The following is a 16,006-nucleotide window of genomic DNA, read 5'->3' on the forward strand; positions in this document are numbered from 1 at the left end:
GAAGGCGGTCCGCAAGGACCGCCTTTTTCTTTGGTGTTCGCGTGAAGGCATCGTCGCACCGGTCCTCCCAAATTTCTCAGCGATGAAGCGCTGCGCTTCGTCGGGCGTCACTCGCTCGAAGGGCGCTGCGTGGTGCATGCCGACATGCATATTGCTGTCGCATGCTTCGACTGCATTCGGCGCGCAACGCGATGCTGAAGCCTTGTCCCGCCAGCGGGCGCACGCGGATTGCCGCTGCCGAGGCTTCGCCGAATGCGCGGAAGTTTCAACGATGATTTCCATGCGACGGGTGCAAAATTTCACCGACCGTCCCACAACCGCGTATCGACTCGGCCAAAAAAAAACGGCGACCCGGTTCCCCGGATCGCCGTCTTTAACGCAGTTCGCTAACGCTTACTTCGCGACGCTCGCATTGGCGCTCGCCACCGCCGTCATATTGATGATCCGCCGCACCGTCGCCGCAGGCGTCAGAATATGCACCGGCTTGGCAGCACCCAACAGGAACGGCCCAACCGTCACGCCTTCCCCGCTCACCATCTTGAGCAGGTTGTACGTGATGTTCGCCGCCTCGACGTTCGGCATGATCAGCAGATTCGCCTCGCCATGCAGCGTCGTCCCCGGGAACGACGCCTTGCGCACGCTCTCCGACAGCGCCGCATCGCCGTGCATTTCGCCATCGACCTCGAGATCCGGCGCACGCTGCGCCAGCAGCTTGCGCGCTTCGGCCATGCGCTTGCTCGACGCGCTCGGCACGCTGCCGAAGTTCGAGTTCGACACCAGCGCCACCTTCGGCTGTATGCCGAATCGCTCGATCTCGCGCGCCGCGAGAATCGTCATGTCGGCCAGTTGCTCGGGCGTCGGCGTCTCGTTGACGTAGGTATCGCTGATGAAGAGGTTCCGGCCTTGCAGCATCAGCAGGTTCATCGCCGCAAAGTTGTTCGCGCCTTCCGCCTTGCCCAGCACCTGCTCGACGAACTTCAGGTGATCCTGATACGTATCGATGAGCCCGCAGATCATGCCGTCGGCATCGCCGGTATGGATCAGGATCGCGCCGATCAGCGTGTTGAACTTGCGCAGCGCGGCCTTCGCGCTTTCCGGCGTCACGCCCTCGCGCGCGGCGATCTCGTGATACGCCTGCCAGCTCTTCTGATAACGCGGATCGTCTTCCGGATTCACGACCTCGAAATCGACGCCCGGCCTCAGCTTCGAGCCCATCTTCTGCAAACGCATCTCGACCACCGCCGGACGGCCGATGATGATCGGCTTCGCGATCTTCTCCAGCAGCACGAATTGCGCGGCGCGCAGCACGCGCTCGTCCTCGCCTTCCGCAAACGCGATGCGCGCAGGCGCCGCCTTCGCCGCCGCGAACACCGGGCGCATCACCATGCCCGTGCGATACACCGTCGCCCCGAGCGTCTCGCGATACGCGTCCATGTCCTGAATCGGACGCGTCGCGACGCCCGAATCCATCGCAGCCTGTGCGACAGCCGGCGCAATCTTGATGATGAGACGCGGATCGAATGGCTTCGGAATCAGATACTCGGGACCGAATTCGAGTGAATGGCCTTCGTAGGCTTTCGCGACTTCGTCGCCCTGATCGGTTTCTTCCGCCAGTTCCGCGATCGCGCGCACGCACGCGAGCTTCATCTCTTCGGTGATCGTCGTCGCGCCGACATCCAGCGCGCCGCGGAAGATGAACGGGAAGCACAGCACGTTGTTGACCTGATTCGGATAGTCCGAACGGCCCGTCGCGATGATGCAGTCCGGCCGCACCTTCTTCGCTTCCTCCGGACGGATTTCGGGCTCCGGATTCGCCAGCGCGAGAATCAGCGGCTTTTCGGCCATCGTCGCGACCATCTCCGGCTTCAGCACGCCGGCGCTCGAACAACCGAGGAACACGTCGCAGCCGTGCATCGCATCGCCGAGCGTGCGCGCGTCGGTGCTTGCCTGATAGCGCTCCTTCGAAGCATCGAGATTGCCGCGGCCTTCGTAGATCACGCCCTTCGAATCGGTGACGAGCGTATTCGACTTCTTCAGGCCCAGATGCACGAGCAAATCCAGACACGCGATCGCCGCCGCACCCGCGCCCGAGCACACGAGCTTCACTTCGTCCAGCTTCTTGCCGACCACTTTCAGGCCGTTGAGAATCGCCGCCGATGCGATGATCGCCGTGCCGTGCTGATCGTCATGGAAGACCGGAATCTTCATGCGCTCGCGCAGCTTCTTTTCGATGTAGAAGCATTCGGGCGCCTTGATGTCTTCCAGATTGATACCGCCGAGCGTCGGCTCAAGCATCGCGATCGCGTCGACGAGCTTGTCCGGGTCCGTTTCGTCCAGTTCGATATCGAACACGTCGATGCCCGCGAACTTCTTGAAGAGACACCCCTTGCCTTCCATCACCGGCTTGGCCGCGAGCGGGCCGATGTTGCCGAGACCCAGCACGGCCGTGCCATTCGTCACCACGCCGACGAGGTTTGCACGCGACGTGTACTTCTGCGCGTCGAGCGGCTCATCGAAGATGGCCATGCAAGCGGCCGCGACGCCCGGCGAGTACGCGAGCGACAAGTCGAGCTGATTCGACAGCGGTTTGGTCGGCGTGACCGAAATCTTGCCGGGACGGGGATTCTGGTGATACGCGAGAGCGCTTTGCTTCAGTTGTTCGTCCATGATTGACCTGATTATCCTGAGACGTTTGGAAATTTATTCGAACAGGGATCACAGCCTGCGACCGCTCGAACAATGAGTGGGGGTGTGAATCAATGGACCCTTGTTTTTCAGTCGGCCGGCGCGTCGGATAGACACGGCGTCGCGTCCCGCGGGGGTGAAGCGGGCGGACGAAGGCTCGATTTTTTTTGGACGTTCAGTGTACACCGCGCCCTTGCAATGACGCGAAGCAGCATTGCGATCCATGGCGTGGCTGCGTTGGAGCGTCGCGCGAATCGCCGCGTGTAGCGCGCGTGCAGCCGCAGGCGAGTGACGAATGAACGCAGCGTTTGGCCGAGCCGTAAACATCTGTGACAAGAGGCGCGCGGCCTCGGGTAAAATCGCCGGTTAGCCGTGCATGGGACACCGGCGCTTCAGGGCGTCGAAAGTCCCGTCGACACGCGCGCAGGGACAAGTGGAACAGTCCTTCGAAAGACGGCTCGTTTCGCGTCCCGCCCATACGCCCGGGCCTCGCGCCGCCTTCTCGCTTCTCGAAGCGTCATATCAGTCCAAGGATTCGCCCATGACAGGCTTTGATCGCCAGACGATCTCCGACACCACCGCCAAGATGCTGCTCGAAGTGCAGGCGGTGCATTTCAACGCGGAAAAACCGTTCATCTTCACGTCCGGCTGGGCGAGCCCGGTTTATATCGACTGCCGCAAGCTGATCTCGTATCCGCGCGTGCGCCGCGGCCTGATGGAAATGGCGGAAGCCACGATCCTGCGCGATGTCGGCTACGAACAGATCGATGCCGTCGCGGGCGGCGAGACTGCCGGCATTCCGTTCGCCGCGTGGATCGCCGATCGCCTGATGGTGCCGATGCAATACGTGCGCAAAAAGCCGAAAGGCTTCGGCCGCAATGCGCAGATCGAAGGCCTGCTGACCGAAGGCCAGCGCGTGCTGCTCGTCGAAGATCTGACCACCGACAGCCGCAGCAAGATCAACTTCATCAACGCGCTTCGCACGGCCGGCGCCACGGTGAATCACTGCTTCGTGCTTTTCCACTACAACATCTTCAAGGAAAGCGTGTCGGTGCTGAAAGACATCGATGTCGATCTGCACGCGCTCGCGACCTGGTGGGACGTGCTGCGCGTCGCGAAGGAGCAGGGTTACTTCGAGACCCGGACGCTCGATGAAGTCGAGAAATTCCTGCACGCGCCGGCAGAATGGTCCGCCGCGCACGGCGGCGCCACCGCAGCGCCGCAATAAATCATTCGCTGTTTTTAATGCATGAAAAAGAAAAAGCCGCTGATTCGAGTCAGCGGCTTTTCTTATTCCCGCGCCAATTAACTGCTATAGCGGGTTGGGGTTGGGCAACGGTGAATCTTCAAGCGAGCCGTCGCCCGAATACGCGGAGAGATTCATTAACCCGTTACTTTGCGCATACTGAAACAACTCGGAATCTCGCTCGATGCCGAGTTTGCGCATCGCCGTGTTTTTTTGCGTGCTAATGGTCTTGATACTGCGCCGCAACTGGCCCGCAATTTCGGTAATCGTCATGCCGGACACAAAGAGGCGCACCACTTCCAGTTCGCGCTTGGACAGGATGACGCCGCGCTGCTGCCCGCTCGCGCCGATACCCATGCTGTCAAGCGCCGCCTTCACCGATGGCCCGAGATACTCCTGCCCCCGCATGACGTGCTGGATGGCCCAGCCGATGTGGTTCATGTCGTCGGCCTTGTTGATGATCGACATGACACCGACCTCGCGCAAACGTTTGAGCAAGGCCGGATTTTCGAGCATCGTCAGCACGACGAGCCGCACCTTCGGGAACTGGCGGCCGATGTAGCCGAGCAGCGGCATGCCGTCGCCGTAAGACCCGCCGGGCATGGCGAGGTCCGTCACCAGAACGTCGCAATGCGTTTTCTGGAGCAGCTGGACGAGTTCGGTCGACTGGCGCGCCTGTCCGACTACATCCACTTCCGGAAACTTGCTGAGTGCCTGAGTGGCGCCGAACAAAATCACCGGGTGGTCGTCTGCGATGATGACCTGTATTCGCTGGCTCATTCATTCTTCCCCAAATTCGGTTCACTGACTGCCACGCGAAACAATGTCAAATAGCTCATATTTTGGCCAACAGAGTCTGGTGTGGTGACCGCCTTCAGAAGCGCAATACAGAACGCCACTGAATTTGCGCTATAGGTTGAGTCCCAAGGATCAACCTTTTAATGCTTTGTTGCAATGTTAAACTGCATCTCCGTATGAAGCGCATCACTGAGACAAAAAACATCGTTGCAGTCGGCGAAACGCTGCTATACGCGCGAAAGCCCCTGCCTGGAGTCAGCCATGCGCGTCGCATGCCGGATCATGCGTTGGAGAAATGCTGCCGTAGTTGCCTCGAGTGCAATCAGTTTGCTGGCGATTCTGTCCTCTACACGCGTCGTGGCGGCAGAGCCGGCGTTCGCCGTTTCGAGCACGGATCTCGTGCCGGGCAAACCCGTCGGCCGGGAATTGCTTTTCAACGAGTCGGACTGTAAGGGTGGCAATCGCTCCCCGCAGATTGCGTGGCGCGGCGCGCCGGCGCAGACCCGTGGTTTTGCGATAACCATCTTCGACCCCGATGCGCCCGGACGCGGCTGGTGGCACTGGGCCGTCGCCGGCATTCCGGCGAACGTCACGCGCTTGCCGGCCAATGCGAGCGCGTCCGGGGCGCTGCACAAGCTCGGCGCGGTCGAAGCGCGCAACGACTGGGACACCGAAGGCTATGGCGGCCCGTGTCCGCCGCCGGGCAAGGAGCATCGCTATGTCTTGACGGTGTATGCGCTCAATGGCAACGAACTGCGGCTGCGTCAGGGCACGCCCGCGCTCATGTTCGAGCACGAAATCCGCACGATGGCCATCGCCAGCGCGCAAATCACCTTCACCCTCAAGCGATAGGCGCGTCGCGATTATTTCGCTTCCTGCGTGCGTTCGCCCCAGTAGCCGCGAATTTCTTCTTGCTAGACTGGCCGCGGGCATCGGGCCATTCGCGTCCGGCGCGCCGCGCCGTTATCGGCGGACCGGCAGGCAAGAGGGAAACATGTCGAACATCATCATCGTTTATCACAGCGGCTACGGTCATACGAAGAAAGTCGCCGAAGCCGTGCTCACGGGTGCAAACGACGCCGGCGCGAACGCGAAACTGCTACCTGTCGGCGAGATCGACGACGCAGCCTGGGCCGAACTCGACGCCGCCGACGCCATCATCTTCGGCGCGCCGACCTACATGGGCGGGCCGTCCGCCGACTTCAAGAAGTTTGCCGATGCGAGTTCGAAACCGTGGTTCGCGCAGAAATGGAAGGACAAGATTGCGGCCGGCTTCACCAACTCCGCAACCATGAACGGCGACAAGTTCTCGACGATCTCCTATCTCGTCACGCTCGCGATGCAGCACGGAATGATCTGGGCGGGCACCGGCATGATGCCGTCGAACACCAAGGCCGCGACGCGCAACGACCTGAACTTCGTCGGCGGCTTCACCGGGCTGCTCGCGCAATCTCCCGCCGATGCATCGCCTGAAGAAGCGCCGCCTGTTGGCGATCTGGAAACGGCGAAAGCGTTCGGCGCGCGCATCGCCGCCGTCACGGCGCGCTGGACCGGCCGGTAAGCCGGGCGGCATTACGGGGGCGCATCGCGTTTGCTGCGCGCCGCGACATCAACCAGTCTCGGAAACGACTTAGAATGGCGCTTTTGCGGCAGGCGCGCGTGCGTCGTCGCCCGAACCAGCGAGATCGAGATGACCACGAAAGTATTTGTCGACGGACAGGAAGGCACCACCGGCCTGAAAATTTTCGAATATCTGTCGCAGCGCCGTGACATCGAAGTGTTGCGCATCGACGAGGCGAAGCGGAAGGACGTCGCCGAGCGGGGCCGGCTCATCAACGCGTCGGACGTGACGTTCCTGTGCCTGCCTGACGTGGCGTCGCGCGAATCGGTTTCGCTCGTCGAGCTGGGCAACGACAAAACCTGCGTGATCGACGCGAGCACCGCCTTCCGAACCGACGACAACTGGGCCTACGGCCTGCCCGAACTATCGCGCACGCAGCGCGAGCGCCTGCGCACGGCGAAGCGCATTGCGGTGCCGGGCTGCCACGCGTCGGCGTTCGTGTTGTCGATGCAGCCGCTGGTCGCGGGCGGGCTCGTGCCGGCGGACTTTGCCGCGCACGCGTACTCGATCACCGGTTACAGCGGCGGCGGCAAGAAGATGATCGCCGAGTACGAAGCGGGCGGCGACGCGCGCCTGATGAGCCCACGCCCCTACGCGCTCGGCCTGACGCACAAGCACCTGCCGGAGATGTCGGTGCGCAGCGGCCTCGCGCGTGCGCCGATCTTCACGCCCATCGTCGGGCCGTTCCTGAAGGGTCTGGCCGTCACGACCTATTTCTCGCCCGACCAGCTCGCGCGCCCGGCCAAGCCGCAGGACGTGCGCGCCGTGCTCGCCGAGTACTACGCGAACGAGCCGTTCATCCGGGTGATGCCGTTCGACGCGGAAAGCAATCTGGATAACGGCTTCTTCGACGTTCAGGCCTGCAACGACACGAATCGCGTCGATATCTTCGTGTTCGGCAACGACGAGCGTTTCGTCACCGTCGCGCGGCTGGACAATCTGGGCAAGGGCGCATCGGGCGCGGCCATTCAGTGTATGAACCTGGCCATCGGCGCGGACGAAGGCGCGGGCCTTCAAAGCTGACCGCGTAGCTGTCCCGAACCAGAAAGCCGACCTCTGCGTCGGCTTTTTTCGTGCACCGCAGCATTCGTGCGATAGGCGAAAAAAAAGCCCGCCTAAGGTGGCGGGCTGAATCCATATCAGTGGAGACATGGAGGAGACAGGAACGACTGTACCAAAAAATTTGATGCGTCGCAACATTTCCAGTTTCATGGCTGCGTCATCGACAGGATGAACTGCAATTGATCGCCCGAAATGGGCTTGACGAGGTGGATGTCGAAGCCCGCCTCCTGCGTCATTTCGCGATGCTGCGGCTGTCCCCAACCCGTTAGCGCGACCAGCAGCATCGCCGCGCCGTTTGGCGTGTCGCGCAACGCACGCGCGGCGGCAAGGCCATCGACGATCGGCATGCCCAGATCGAGAATCACCACTTCCGGCGCGAACTGAGCCGCCACTTTCACCGCCTGCGCGCCGTTGGCCGCCAGCGCGACTTCGTGTCCCATGCCGTTCAGCAGATGCGCGAGACCGGTCAACGCGTCGTCGTCGTCATCGGCTATCAGGATGCGCTTCGTCATGACCGCCTCACCGGGTTGCGTAGATTTCCAGCTTGAGTGTGTTCGCGCCGGCCTGCGACGCCGCGATTTCGGTGCGCGATCCGCGCGGCCCGATCGTAAAGTGCTGCCGCGCGTGCGAATTCTCGTCGTGGGTGGCGTCGGGCAGGCACGCGGCGACGTCGGCGGCCACGCTTTGCAGCGCGTCGGCACCGGAGCCGCCGTGCGGCGTCCACGTGCATCGGTAATTCGTCTGCGATGCCGCGCACTGCGCGTCGTCGCCGTAGGACAGCGCGATCGGACGGCCGTCGAGCGCCGTCAGCGACGAAAATTTCGGCGATGCGGCCACGATGCGCTTCAGGGCATCGCACGGAGTCGGGGTATCGTCGGCGCGCGCGGCGATCGCGCATGACAACGTGATCAGCACGCCGCAACGAAGCGCGGCAAGCACGACGCTTCGTCTGTCTGGATGCATGGGCGTCTCCTGTCGATTGCAGCCGGCTCGCGTGTCGACTCTCGCGCCGGGCTTCATCCCATGCAACGTGCCGCTGCGTTCTACCGCGCGACAGTTGCTATCTCGCTGTCTCCTCGACCGCTACTATCGCCCGGGCAGCCCAGCCTGTTTGTTCGCCAGCGAATGAAGCGTGGCAATTAAAGCAAACTGTGCTCCCGTTTGTGCAGACCTTAGCGGTCCGGAATATCAGTGCCGCAGCAACGCCATCATTGCGCCGAAGCCGACGAACACGCCGCCGGTCAGCCGGTTGAACGCCCGCGCGACGCCCTCGCTTCTCAGCTTCTCGCCGATGCGCGCGCCGAGGCCCGCATACACCGCGTACCAGCCGACCACGATGACCGCGAACGTCGGCAACATTACGGCGAACTGCGGGAGTATCGGCTGACTGGCGTCGATGAATTGCGGCAGTATCGCGGCGGCGAAGACGATCGCTTTCGGATTGCTGCTGGCGACGAAAAAGCCATTGCGAAAGAGCGTCGCGGACTTGACCACTGCCGCCCGGGCAACGCCGCGCTGATCGCGCGCCTCGACGGGGCCGGCCTTCGCGCGCCAGCTTCTGACGCCCAGCCAGACGAGATAGGCGCCGCCGGCGATGCGCAACGCATCGAAGACGCGCGGCCATGCATCGAGCAGGACGTGCAGCCCCGCCGCCGATCCGGACAGCATGATGACGAGCGCGCAGAGCGATCCGGCCATCGTCGCGACGCAGCGGCGCATGCCGTAGCGCGCGGCGTGCGTCATCATGAGCAGCAGGCTGGGACCGGGAATGGCGAATATGACGAATGCGGAGGCGACGAACGGCCACCAGACTTGCAACTTCATCGCGGCAGGGAAAGAAAAGAAAGGGAGGGATTATGCCGTGTGCCCCTCCCCGGCCAGCGTGAGTGTTGTTTATCGGCCCGCGCGCCGCGCCGCGACCTGTCCGAGCACCGCGAAGTCCTTCTCTCCGTCGCCGTGTGCGAGGGCATCGACGAGGTTGTCGCGCACCACGCTCGCGACCGGCAGCGGCACGTTGACCGCATCGCCGGCGGCGATCGCGAGGCGCACGTCCTTCAGCCCGAGCCGAGCCTTGAACAACGCGGGTTCATAGCGGCGCTCCGCGATCATCTTGCCGTAGCCCGCATAGACCGGCCCCGGAAACAAGGAATTGGTGATGACGTCGAGAAACGCCTGCGCCTCGATGCCGTGTCCGGTCACGAGCGCCGCCGCTTCGCCGACCGTCTCGATCGCCGAGGCCAGCATGAAATTCGCCGCGAGCTTGAGCACGTTCGCGTGCTGCGGCTGCTGACCGACGCGCCACGTCTTCTGCCCGAGCGCATCGAACACGGGCTGCACGCGGTCGATGTCCGCATCCGCGCCCGCCGCGAGAATGTTGAGCTTGCCCGCCGCGGCGACATCCGGCCGGCCGAGCACCGGCGCGGCGACATACGCGACACCATGCTGCGCGTGCAGTTCCGTCAGTTCGACTGCTAGCGCCGCCGAGATCGTCGCCATGTTGACGTGCACGAGCCCCTTCGGCGCGTGCTTGAGCAAGCCGCCGTCGATGAGCACCGAGCGCAGCGCGTGGTCGTCGGCGAGCATCGAGAACGCGGCGTCGCCGGCGAAGGCTTGCTCGGGCGTATCGACCACGGACGCGCCCTGATCCGCCAGCGACCGCGTCTTGTCGCGCGAGCGGTTCCACACGCGCACCGAATGTCCCGCTTTCAGCGCGTTGCTCGCCATCGCGCCGCCCATTTCTCCCAATCCGATAAAACCGATATCCATGCCTGTGCTCCGCTATGAGTTCAATAATCCGTGCAACGTCGCACGCCAGTAGAGCACATCGCCCCGAAGCACGCAGCGGCGGCCAATGCGATACTGCTGCATGGTCACGGCGCGCTTTCATTTCCATCACGAATTGAACGAGTTCGTCGCCCGGTCGCAGAGGGGGCGCACGTTCGAATGCGCCTGTCCGCCGACATCGTCGACCAAACACATGATCGAAGCGCTCGGCGTGCCGCACACGGAAGTCGATCTGATTTTGCGCAACGGTCATCCCACCGGCTTCGACGCGCAGATTCAGCCCGGCGATCTCATCGAGGTTTATCCGCCGCATCGTGCGCCGCCCGGCATGGCCGATGGCTCTCTGCTCTTGCGCGCGCCGATGAAGGCAGCGGATCTTCGCTTCATCGCGGATGCCCATCTCGGCGGCCTCGCGCAACTGCTGCGGCTCGGCGGCTTCGATACGCGTTTCGACAACAACTTCGCCGACGACGCAATCGAGCGCCTCGCGCAGGAAGAATCGCGCATCGTGCTGACACGCGATCGCGAGTTGCTGAAGCGTCGCGCCGTGCTGCGCGGCTGCTATGTGCGCGCGCTGCAACCGGACGAGCAATGGCGCGAAGTCGCGGAACGGCTCGACCTGGCGCCGCACCTGCGCGCGTTTCGCTTATGCCTGATGTGCAACGCGCCGCTGCGCCCCGCCGCTGCCGACGAAATCGACCGTCGCGTGCCCGACGGCGTGCGCCAGCGCCATACACGCTTTGTCACGTGCGATGTGTGTCATCGCGTGTTCTGGGAAGGCTCGCACTGGAAGCGGATGCGCGCGCGCATCGACGCGCTGGCCGAAGCCGCCCAGGCGTGAGCGCGCGGCCACGTACAATACGGCACATTCAAAACTGCCGCATCGGAGCATCGCGTGAACAAATTTCAACTGGAACAGACCAAGGCATTCAAGCTCGCCAACGACCTGAAGCAAGGCGGCCGGGCGGCCATCGGCGACGCGAACGCGCCGAAGATGGATCGGCGCGAGCAGCGCAAGCTCGATCAGGCAAAGGGCCTCGTGCCCTTCGCATGCAAGCTCGACGAAAAGCTCGTCAAGCAACTGAAGGAACGCGCCGAAGCAAACGAAGGCGGCATGACCGAAGCGCTGGCCGAACTGCTCGTGGCAGCCGGCCTGCAACGCTGAACGCCTAAACGCTTCCTTCTTTCTCGATCACCAGAATGCGCGCCGCGCCGACGGGCTCGGCGTAGTGCTCGTCGCCGGCCTGGGCGTGCAGGATATCGCCGGCATGGAGCGTGACGGTGCGCTCGCCGTCCGCATCGCGTACGTGCATCCGGACCACGCCGTCCATCACGGCAAAGACTTCCTCGCCGTCGTTGACGTGCCATTTGTACGGCGCATCGGTCCAGTGCAGACGGCACGACGTGCCGTTCATCACGCAGATATCGAGCGCGCCCCACGCGCGCTCCGCAGTGAACTTGCCGCTCTCGATCACTTTCATTTCGATGCTGCCTAGCGAGTAACGCTGCGCGATTCGTCGACGTCGGCGTGACGCGCGGCGGGAATGCATGCGACCGAGACCAGCGAAATCACCAGTCCGCCCATCACATAGAAGGTCGGCGCGAGCTGCGATTCGGTGACGCGGATCAGCCACGTCACGATGAACTGCCCGAAGCCGCCGAAGATCATCACCGCGATGTTATACGCGAGCGACAAGCCGGTCGATCGCACGTGCGCCGGGAACAGCTCCGCGAGCAGCGCGCCGAACGGGCCGTAGTAGCCGGAGAGCGTGATCGACAACACGCTCTGCACGATGACGAGCCGCATCACGCTCGGCTCCGCCGCGAGCCACGCGAAGAGCGGATAGATCAGAACAAGCGTAATCAGCAGCGACCACAGCGTCAGCCCCTTGCGGCCGATGCGATCGGACCACGCGCCCGCCACCGGGCACAGCACGGTCAGCAGTAGATTCCCGACGATCAACGCCGTGAAAGACTGCCCGAACGGCAGCTTCAGTTGCTTCACGGCGAACGTCGGCAAATAGGCGATCAGCACGTAGACCGTGACCGTCAACGCAACGACCGAGCCGAGCCCGCACAAAATCTCGCGGCTATGCCCGCGGAACACTTCGCCGAGCGTCGCGGGTTGCGCCGTCTTTCGCGCGTGCAGGAAGGCTTCCGTGTCCGACATGTTGCGACGGATGTAGAGGCCGACCGGCCCGATCACGAGCCCGAGAATGAACGGCACGCGCCAGCCCCACGACTCGAGCGCCTGCGGCGACATTCCGCGCGAAATCGCCGCGCCGACGACGGCGCCGAGCAGCAGCGCCGCAGCCTGGCTCGCCATCTGGAAGCTGCCGTAGAAGCCGCGCTTGGAGAACGGCGCGGCTTCGATCAGAAGCGCCGTCGAACTGCCGAACTCGCCGCCCGCCGAGAAACCCTGGATGAGCCGCGCGGCCACGATGATGAGCGGCGCGCCGATGCCGATCGCGGAGTACGGCGGCGCAATCGCGAGCAGCAGGATGCCGAGCGTCATCATCGCGATGACGAGCATCAGCGCGGCCTTGCGCCCGGCGCGGTCGGCATACAGCCCGAGCACGATGCCGCCGACCGGCCGCATCACGAACGCGACGCCGAAGGTCGCGGTGGTCAGGAGAATCGACGAGTAATCGCTTTCGCTGGGGAAAAACAGCCGCGCGATCACGACGGTCATGAAGCCGAAAACGGTGAAGTCGTACCACTCCAGCGCGTTGCCGATCACGGCGGCCACTACAGCGCGCGCGTTCAATGGTCTGCCTGCCATGCGTACCCCTTTGTCGTTGGATGTGCCGCCGGACTCGCGCGTCCGATGATCCGGTGTGCCGCGCCGCCGCCCTCGAAGCGAGAGAAGCCGAAGCGGGAGGCTTTTTTAGCCTAGGCGAGTGTAAAGACCGCGCGTTGGGTTATCAAGCAATGAACAAAAGCGAAGGAAGCCGCGCAAGAAAAAACGCGCCGGGCTTCGCAGCCGGGCGCGCTTCGATGGATACGGCTTTTACCGCGTTACGCCTTCTTCGCGTATGCGCTGCACCATCCCTTCGATGCGACGAGCTTGTTCGCGAACATCGGGCACGGCGCGAACGGATCTTCGGCCTTGCCCTGATAGAACTGGCAGTTGCCGCAGTCCTGGCCAGCCGCGTATTTCGGGAATTTGGCCTTGTCGACCTTGCTTGCGTCGAGCTTGTAGCCGAGCGCCTGAGCGGTGGGATCGCTTTCTTCGACCTTCGGCGCTTCGGCGAAAGCGGCGCGTGAGCCGAGCGCGAACGTCGATGCAACGCCCACGCTGGTGATCAGAAACGTGCGACGGGATGTCTTCATGGTGACTCGCTCCATGTTGTATTAGGGGAAAGCGCCGTTCTGACGACGGCGACTTCCCGAGCATATCAACACGCGAGCGATTGGTTGACCACGAATGCCAGGAATAAGCGCGGACGGCCCCTTGGCAGCGCGGCAGCAGCCCTTAGCGCGCAATGTCGGCCACGCGCTCGCCAATTGCAAGCGATGCCGTCAGCCCCGGCGACTCGATGCCGAAGAGGTTCACGAGTCCCGGCACGCCATGCGCCGATTTCCCCTGGATCATGAAATCGGCGGCGGCCTGGCCGGGGCCGGAGAGCTTCGGCCGGATGCCCGCGTAGGCGGGCTGCAACGCGTCGTCGGGCAGGCCGGGCCAGTAGGCGCGGATCGCCGCGTAGAAGGAATCGGCGCGGCGCGGATCGACGTCGTAATTTAGCGACGTCACCCATTGCACGTCCGGGCCGAACTTCGCCTGTCCGCCCATATCGATCGTCAGATGGACGCCGAGACCCGCTTCGTTCGGCATCGGATAGATGAGACGGTCGAACGGCGTGCGCCCGCTCACGCTGAAGTAATTGCCCTTCGCAAAGTACAGCGGCGGCACGTGACGGTCGTCGAGGCCGCGAATGCGGCGCGCGATGTCGTTCGCGTGCAGCCCGGCGCTGTTGATCAGATACGACGCCCTGAAGCGCGCAGGCGCATCCCCGCCCGTCTCGACGATAAAACAGCCTTCGCGCGCATCAATGCCGACGACCGGCGTATGGAACACGACGCCCGCGCCGTGGTTCTCGGCGTCGCCCTGAAGCGCGAGCATGAACTGATGGCTATCGACGATGCCCGTGCGCGGCGAATACACCGCTTCGACGCATCGCAACTGCGGCTCCATTTCCATCGCCTGCGCGCCGCTGATGCGTGCGAGCCCTTCGACGCGATTCTCGATGCCCTTCTGTTCGATGGCCGCCAGTTGCGGAATCTGGTTGCGCGCGGTCGCGACGAGCAGCTTCCCGCATTGCCGATGCGGCACGCCATGCGCGGCGCAGAATTCGTAGAGCATCTCGCGTCCGCGCACGCACAGTTCGGCTTTCAGCGAGCCGCGCGGATAGTAGATGCCCGCGTGAATCACTTCGCTGTTGCGCGAACTCGTGCCGACGCCGATGGCTTCGCCCGCCTCCAGCACCATGACTTCGCGCCCGCGCAGCGCCAGCGCACGCGCAATGGCGAGCCCGACGACGCCCGCCCCGATGACCACGCATTCGATCCGATCCATGTCCCTTTCCGCGCAACCCAATCTAACTATTCTACGTGCGCGACTATTGCGCGTCGCACAACAAAGCCACGCAGTTAGCGTTGTTTTCCGGTGCAATTCGGAAAAAGGCAAGGATCTGGCCGCCAGATGACCAAAAAGACAGGTTATCGGGCGGTTTTCGTCAATTTCGGCAGTTTCGCCTCGTCAGAAACCGATCGATTTTCGGCGCGACTGCCGATCGAGCTGGATATCGCGAGCCTCGACGTGATGCCTTCCGTCAATGCGCGCGTTGCCGAATGCGTTGAGCATCGCGCGACGCATGCCGCGCGGCGACGCTTGCGTGAGCGCGTCGAGCGGGGCGTCGCCGAGCGTTTCGGGGAAGCGCGCGCCCCACGCGTGCGCTTCGCGAATCTCCGCGTAAATCGCCTGCCCGATACGCCGCGCGCCGTCGCGGTCCGGCGCGGGAATCTCGTAGACGTTCATGCGGTTCAAAAGCGGCTCGGGGATCGCGCGGGCGTCGTTGGCCGTCGCGATCCACACGACGTTGCCCGCGTTGATCGGCACTTCCGCGAATTCGTCGATGAACGCCTGCGCCGTGTCGTGTTCGAGCAGCGCGTAAAGCGCACCGAGTGGATCGTATTGCGCGTCGCCGGTGGCCTTGTCGATTTCATCGACAGTGATGACGGGGTTCGCGTAGCTGCCGTTCACGAGCGCATCGAATACCTTGCCGGGCTTCGCATTGCGCCATTGCGACGACGCGCCCGACAGAATCCATCCGGCCGTGAGCGAACTCATCGCAACATAATGACTCGACGTGCCGAGCAGCCGCGCAAGCTGTTTCGCGAAATGCGTCTTGCCGATGCCCGGCTCGCCGAGCAGCAGCATCGGCATGAGTTCGAGGCGGTCATCGGTTTCGAGGCATAGCGCAATCTGCTTGCGGATGTCGTCGAGCGGTTCGTCGAAATTCGGCAGCGAAGCCGCGAGATCGTCGATGGACGGCATGCGGTTCGGCTTCACGCAGAAGCGCAGATTGCCGACCTTGAGCATCTTTTCGTAGGTGGCGCGCAGCGCGTCGCTTGCGCCGTCGGGCAGTTCGTTGAGCGCGGTCTCCACGTCGTCGAGACTGTAGACCTTGCTGAAAGATGCCACCGCCAGTTCTTGTTTGACCACGGCCGTCGTCATGTCACACCCCGTCTTTTGATTGATCGACGGTTTCAGTGTATCGATGACAAAACGACGCGCAAGCGAGCAGTCC

General features: G+C 63.4%; 17 protein-coding genes. 6 read left to right on the top strand and 11 right to left on the bottom strand.

Translation table 11 applies throughout. The features are described 5' to 3' along the window. Positions 1-393 precede the first annotated feature (393 nt). Positions 394-2,667 carry an NADP-dependent malic enzyme gene (locus tag AB6804_RS25500; RefSeq protein WP_370888795.1) on the bottom strand — a complete coding sequence of 758 codons (2,274 nt, stop codon included), beginning with the start codon at positions 2,665-2,667 and terminating at the stop codon, positions 394-396. A gap of 559 nt (positions 2,668-3,226) precedes the next feature. Between AB6804_RS25500 and AB6804_RS25505 the strand changes: the two genes are divergently transcribed. After that, complete coding sequence (locus AB6804_RS25505; RefSeq protein ID WP_309763861.1) at positions 3,227-3,913, top strand: orotate phosphoribosyltransferase; 687 nt, start codon at positions 3,227-3,229, stop codon at positions 3,911-3,913. A gap of 84 nt (positions 3,914-3,997) precedes the next feature. Here the strand turns inward: AB6804_RS25505 and AB6804_RS25510 are convergent, their stop codons facing one another. Next, the gene (locus tag AB6804_RS25510; protein ID WP_370888796.1) at positions 3,998-4,711 is read right to left on the bottom strand and encodes a response regulator; all 714 of its coding nucleotides are present in this window, start codon (positions 4,709-4,711) and stop codon (positions 3,998-4,000) included. Positions 4,712-4,990: 279 nt separating this feature from the next. Here AB6804_RS25510 and AB6804_RS25515 point away from each other — a divergent pair, with 279 nt between their 5' ends. From AB6804_RS25515 to argC, 3 genes are all read left to right on the top strand, one after another. Next, positions 4,991-5,581 carry a YbhB/YbcL family Raf kinase inhibitor-like protein gene (locus tag AB6804_RS25515; protein WP_370888797.1) on the top strand — a complete coding sequence of 197 codons (591 nt, stop codon included), beginning with the start codon at positions 4,991-4,993 and terminating at the stop codon, positions 5,579-5,581. Positions 5,582-5,723: 142 nt separating this feature from the next. Continuing rightward, the gene (locus AB6804_RS25520) at positions 5,724-6,290 is read left to right on the top strand and encodes a flavodoxin family protein (RefSeq protein ID WP_244793866.1); all 567 of its coding nucleotides are present in this window, start codon (positions 5,724-5,726) and stop codon (positions 6,288-6,290) included. Positions 6,291-6,419: 129 nt separating this feature from the next. Beyond that, positions 6,420-7,373 (top strand): N-acetyl-gamma-glutamyl-phosphate reductase, encoded by a 954-nt coding sequence (gene argC / locus AB6804_RS25525; RefSeq protein WP_370888798.1) that lies wholly within the window; start codon positions 6,420-6,422, stop codon positions 7,371-7,373. A gap of 185 nt (positions 7,374-7,558) precedes the next feature. On the opposite strand, the gene AB6804_RS25530 is transcribed toward argC, so the two are convergent. The 4 genes from AB6804_RS25530 to AB6804_RS25545 form a co-directional block, all read right to left on the bottom strand. Continuing rightward, the gene (locus tag AB6804_RS25530; RefSeq protein ID WP_035962361.1) at positions 7,559-7,924 is read right to left on the bottom strand and encodes a response regulator; all 366 of its coding nucleotides are present in this window, start codon (positions 7,922-7,924) and stop codon (positions 7,559-7,561) included. Between the two features lie 7 nt (positions 7,925-7,931). Continuing rightward, positions 7,932-8,375 (bottom strand): hypothetical protein, encoded by a 444-nt coding sequence (locus tag AB6804_RS25535; RefSeq protein ID WP_370888799.1) that lies wholly within the window; start codon positions 8,373-8,375, stop codon positions 7,932-7,934. Between the two features lie 225 nt (positions 8,376-8,600). Beyond that, positions 8,601-9,236, bottom strand: a complete 636-nt coding sequence (locus AB6804_RS25540; RefSeq protein WP_370888800.1) for a LysE family translocator — start codon at positions 9,234-9,236, stop codon at positions 8,601-8,603. A gap of 69 nt (positions 9,237-9,305) precedes the next feature. Further along, complete coding sequence (locus AB6804_RS25545) at positions 9,306-10,178, bottom strand: NAD(P)-dependent oxidoreductase (RefSeq protein ID WP_370888801.1); 873 nt, start codon at positions 10,176-10,178, stop codon at positions 9,306-9,308. A gap of 100 nt (positions 10,179-10,278) precedes the next feature. Here AB6804_RS25545 and AB6804_RS25550 point away from each other — a divergent pair, with 100 nt between their 5' ends. Next, complete coding sequence (locus AB6804_RS25550; RefSeq protein WP_370888802.1) at positions 10,279-11,037, top strand: Mut7-C RNAse domain-containing protein; 759 nt, start codon at positions 10,279-10,281, stop codon at positions 11,035-11,037. A 54-nt stretch (positions 11,038-11,091) separates the two neighbouring features. After that, the gene (locus AB6804_RS25555) at positions 11,092-11,361 is read left to right on the top strand and encodes a hypothetical protein (RefSeq protein WP_370888803.1); all 270 of its coding nucleotides are present in this window, start codon (positions 11,092-11,094) and stop codon (positions 11,359-11,361) included. A 4-nt stretch (positions 11,362-11,365) separates the two neighbouring features. On the opposite strand, the gene AB6804_RS25560 is transcribed toward AB6804_RS25555, so the two are convergent. The 5 genes from AB6804_RS25560 to AB6804_RS25580 form a co-directional block, all read right to left on the bottom strand. Continuing rightward, positions 11,366-11,677, bottom strand: coding sequence for a cupin domain-containing protein (locus AB6804_RS25560; RefSeq protein ID WP_370888804.1), 312 nt, complete (start codon positions 11,675-11,677; stop codon positions 11,366-11,368). An 11-nt stretch (positions 11,678-11,688) separates the two neighbouring features. Then, complete coding sequence (locus AB6804_RS25565) at positions 11,689-12,978, bottom strand: MFS transporter (RefSeq protein WP_370888805.1); 1,290 nt, start codon at positions 12,976-12,978, stop codon at positions 11,689-11,691. Positions 12,979-13,214: 236 nt separating this feature from the next. Beyond that, a complete protein-coding gene (locus AB6804_RS25570; RefSeq protein WP_035962344.1) occupies positions 13,215-13,529 on the bottom strand; it encodes a high-potential iron-sulfur protein in 315 nt (104 codons plus the stop codon). 142 nt (positions 13,530-13,671) lie between these two features. After that, complete coding sequence (locus AB6804_RS25575) at positions 13,672-14,772, bottom strand: NAD(P)/FAD-dependent oxidoreductase (RefSeq protein ID WP_370888806.1); 1,101 nt, start codon at positions 14,770-14,772, stop codon at positions 13,672-13,674. Positions 14,773-14,955: 183 nt separating this feature from the next. Further along, positions 14,956-15,933, bottom strand: coding sequence for an AAA family ATPase (locus AB6804_RS25580; RefSeq protein ID WP_370888807.1), 978 nt, complete (start codon positions 15,931-15,933; stop codon positions 14,956-14,958). Positions 15,934-16,006: the final 73 nt, after the last annotated feature.

Source organism: Caballeronia sp. RCC_10 (assembly GCF_041360715.1).
Taxonomy (GTDB): Bacteria; Pseudomonadota; Gammaproteobacteria; order Burkholderiales; family Burkholderiaceae; genus Caballeronia; species Caballeronia grimmiae.

What these genes read in the sequence shown, in the direction of transcription:
- AB6804_RS25500 (WP_370888795.1), bottom strand. Translation starts at nt 2,667, where the DNA reads ATGGACGAACAACTGAAGCAAAGCGCTCTCGCGTATCACCAGAATCCC.
- AB6804_RS25505 (WP_309763861.1), top strand. Translation starts at nt 3,227, where the DNA reads ATGACAGGCTTTGATCGCCAGACGATCTCCGACACCACCGCCAAGATG.
- AB6804_RS25510 (WP_370888796.1), bottom strand. Translation starts at nt 4,711, where the DNA reads ATGAGCCAGCGAATACAGGTCATCATCGCAGACGACCACCCGGTGATT.
- AB6804_RS25515 (WP_370888797.1), top strand. Translation starts at nt 4,991, where the DNA reads ATGCGCGTCGCATGCCGGATCATGCGTTGGAGAAATGCTGCCGTAGTT.
- AB6804_RS25520 (WP_244793866.1), top strand. Translation starts at nt 5,724, where the DNA reads ATGTCGAACATCATCATCGTTTATCACAGCGGCTACGGTCATACGAAG.
- argC (WP_370888798.1), top strand. Translation starts at nt 6,420, where the DNA reads ATGACCACGAAAGTATTTGTCGACGGACAGGAAGGCACCACCGGCCTG.
- AB6804_RS25530 (WP_035962361.1), bottom strand. Translation starts at nt 7,924, where the DNA reads ATGACGAAGCGCATCCTGATAGCCGATGACGACGACGACGCGTTGACC.
- AB6804_RS25535 (WP_370888799.1), bottom strand. Translation starts at nt 8,375, where the DNA reads ATGCATCCAGACAGACGAAGCGTCGTGCTTGCCGCGCTTCGTTGCGGC.
- AB6804_RS25540 (WP_370888800.1), bottom strand. Translation starts at nt 9,236, where the DNA reads ATGAAGTTGCAAGTCTGGTGGCCGTTCGTCGCCTCCGCATTCGTCATA.
- AB6804_RS25545 (WP_370888801.1), bottom strand. Translation starts at nt 10,178, where the DNA reads ATGGATATCGGTTTTATCGGATTGGGAGAAATGGGCGGCGCGATGGCG.
- AB6804_RS25550 (WP_370888802.1), top strand. Translation starts at nt 10,279, where the DNA reads ATGGTCACGGCGCGCTTTCATTTCCATCACGAATTGAACGAGTTCGTC.
- AB6804_RS25560 (WP_370888804.1), bottom strand. Translation starts at nt 11,677, where the DNA reads ATGAAAGTGATCGAGAGCGGCAAGTTCACTGCGGAGCGCGCGTGGGGC.
- AB6804_RS25565 (WP_370888805.1), bottom strand. Translation starts at nt 12,978, where the DNA reads ATGGCAGGCAGACCATTGAACGCGCGCGCTGTAGTGGCCGCCGTGATC.
- AB6804_RS25570 (WP_035962344.1), bottom strand. Translation starts at nt 13,529, where the DNA reads ATGAAGACATCCCGTCGCACGTTTCTGATCACCAGCGTGGGCGTTGCA.
- AB6804_RS25575 (WP_370888806.1), bottom strand. Translation starts at nt 14,772, where the DNA reads ATGGATCGGATCGAATGCGTGGTCATCGGGGCGGGCGTCGTCGGGCTC.
- AB6804_RS25580 (WP_370888807.1), bottom strand. Translation starts at nt 15,933, where the DNA reads ATGACGACGGCCGTGGTCAAACAAGAACTGGCGGTGGCATCTTTCAGC.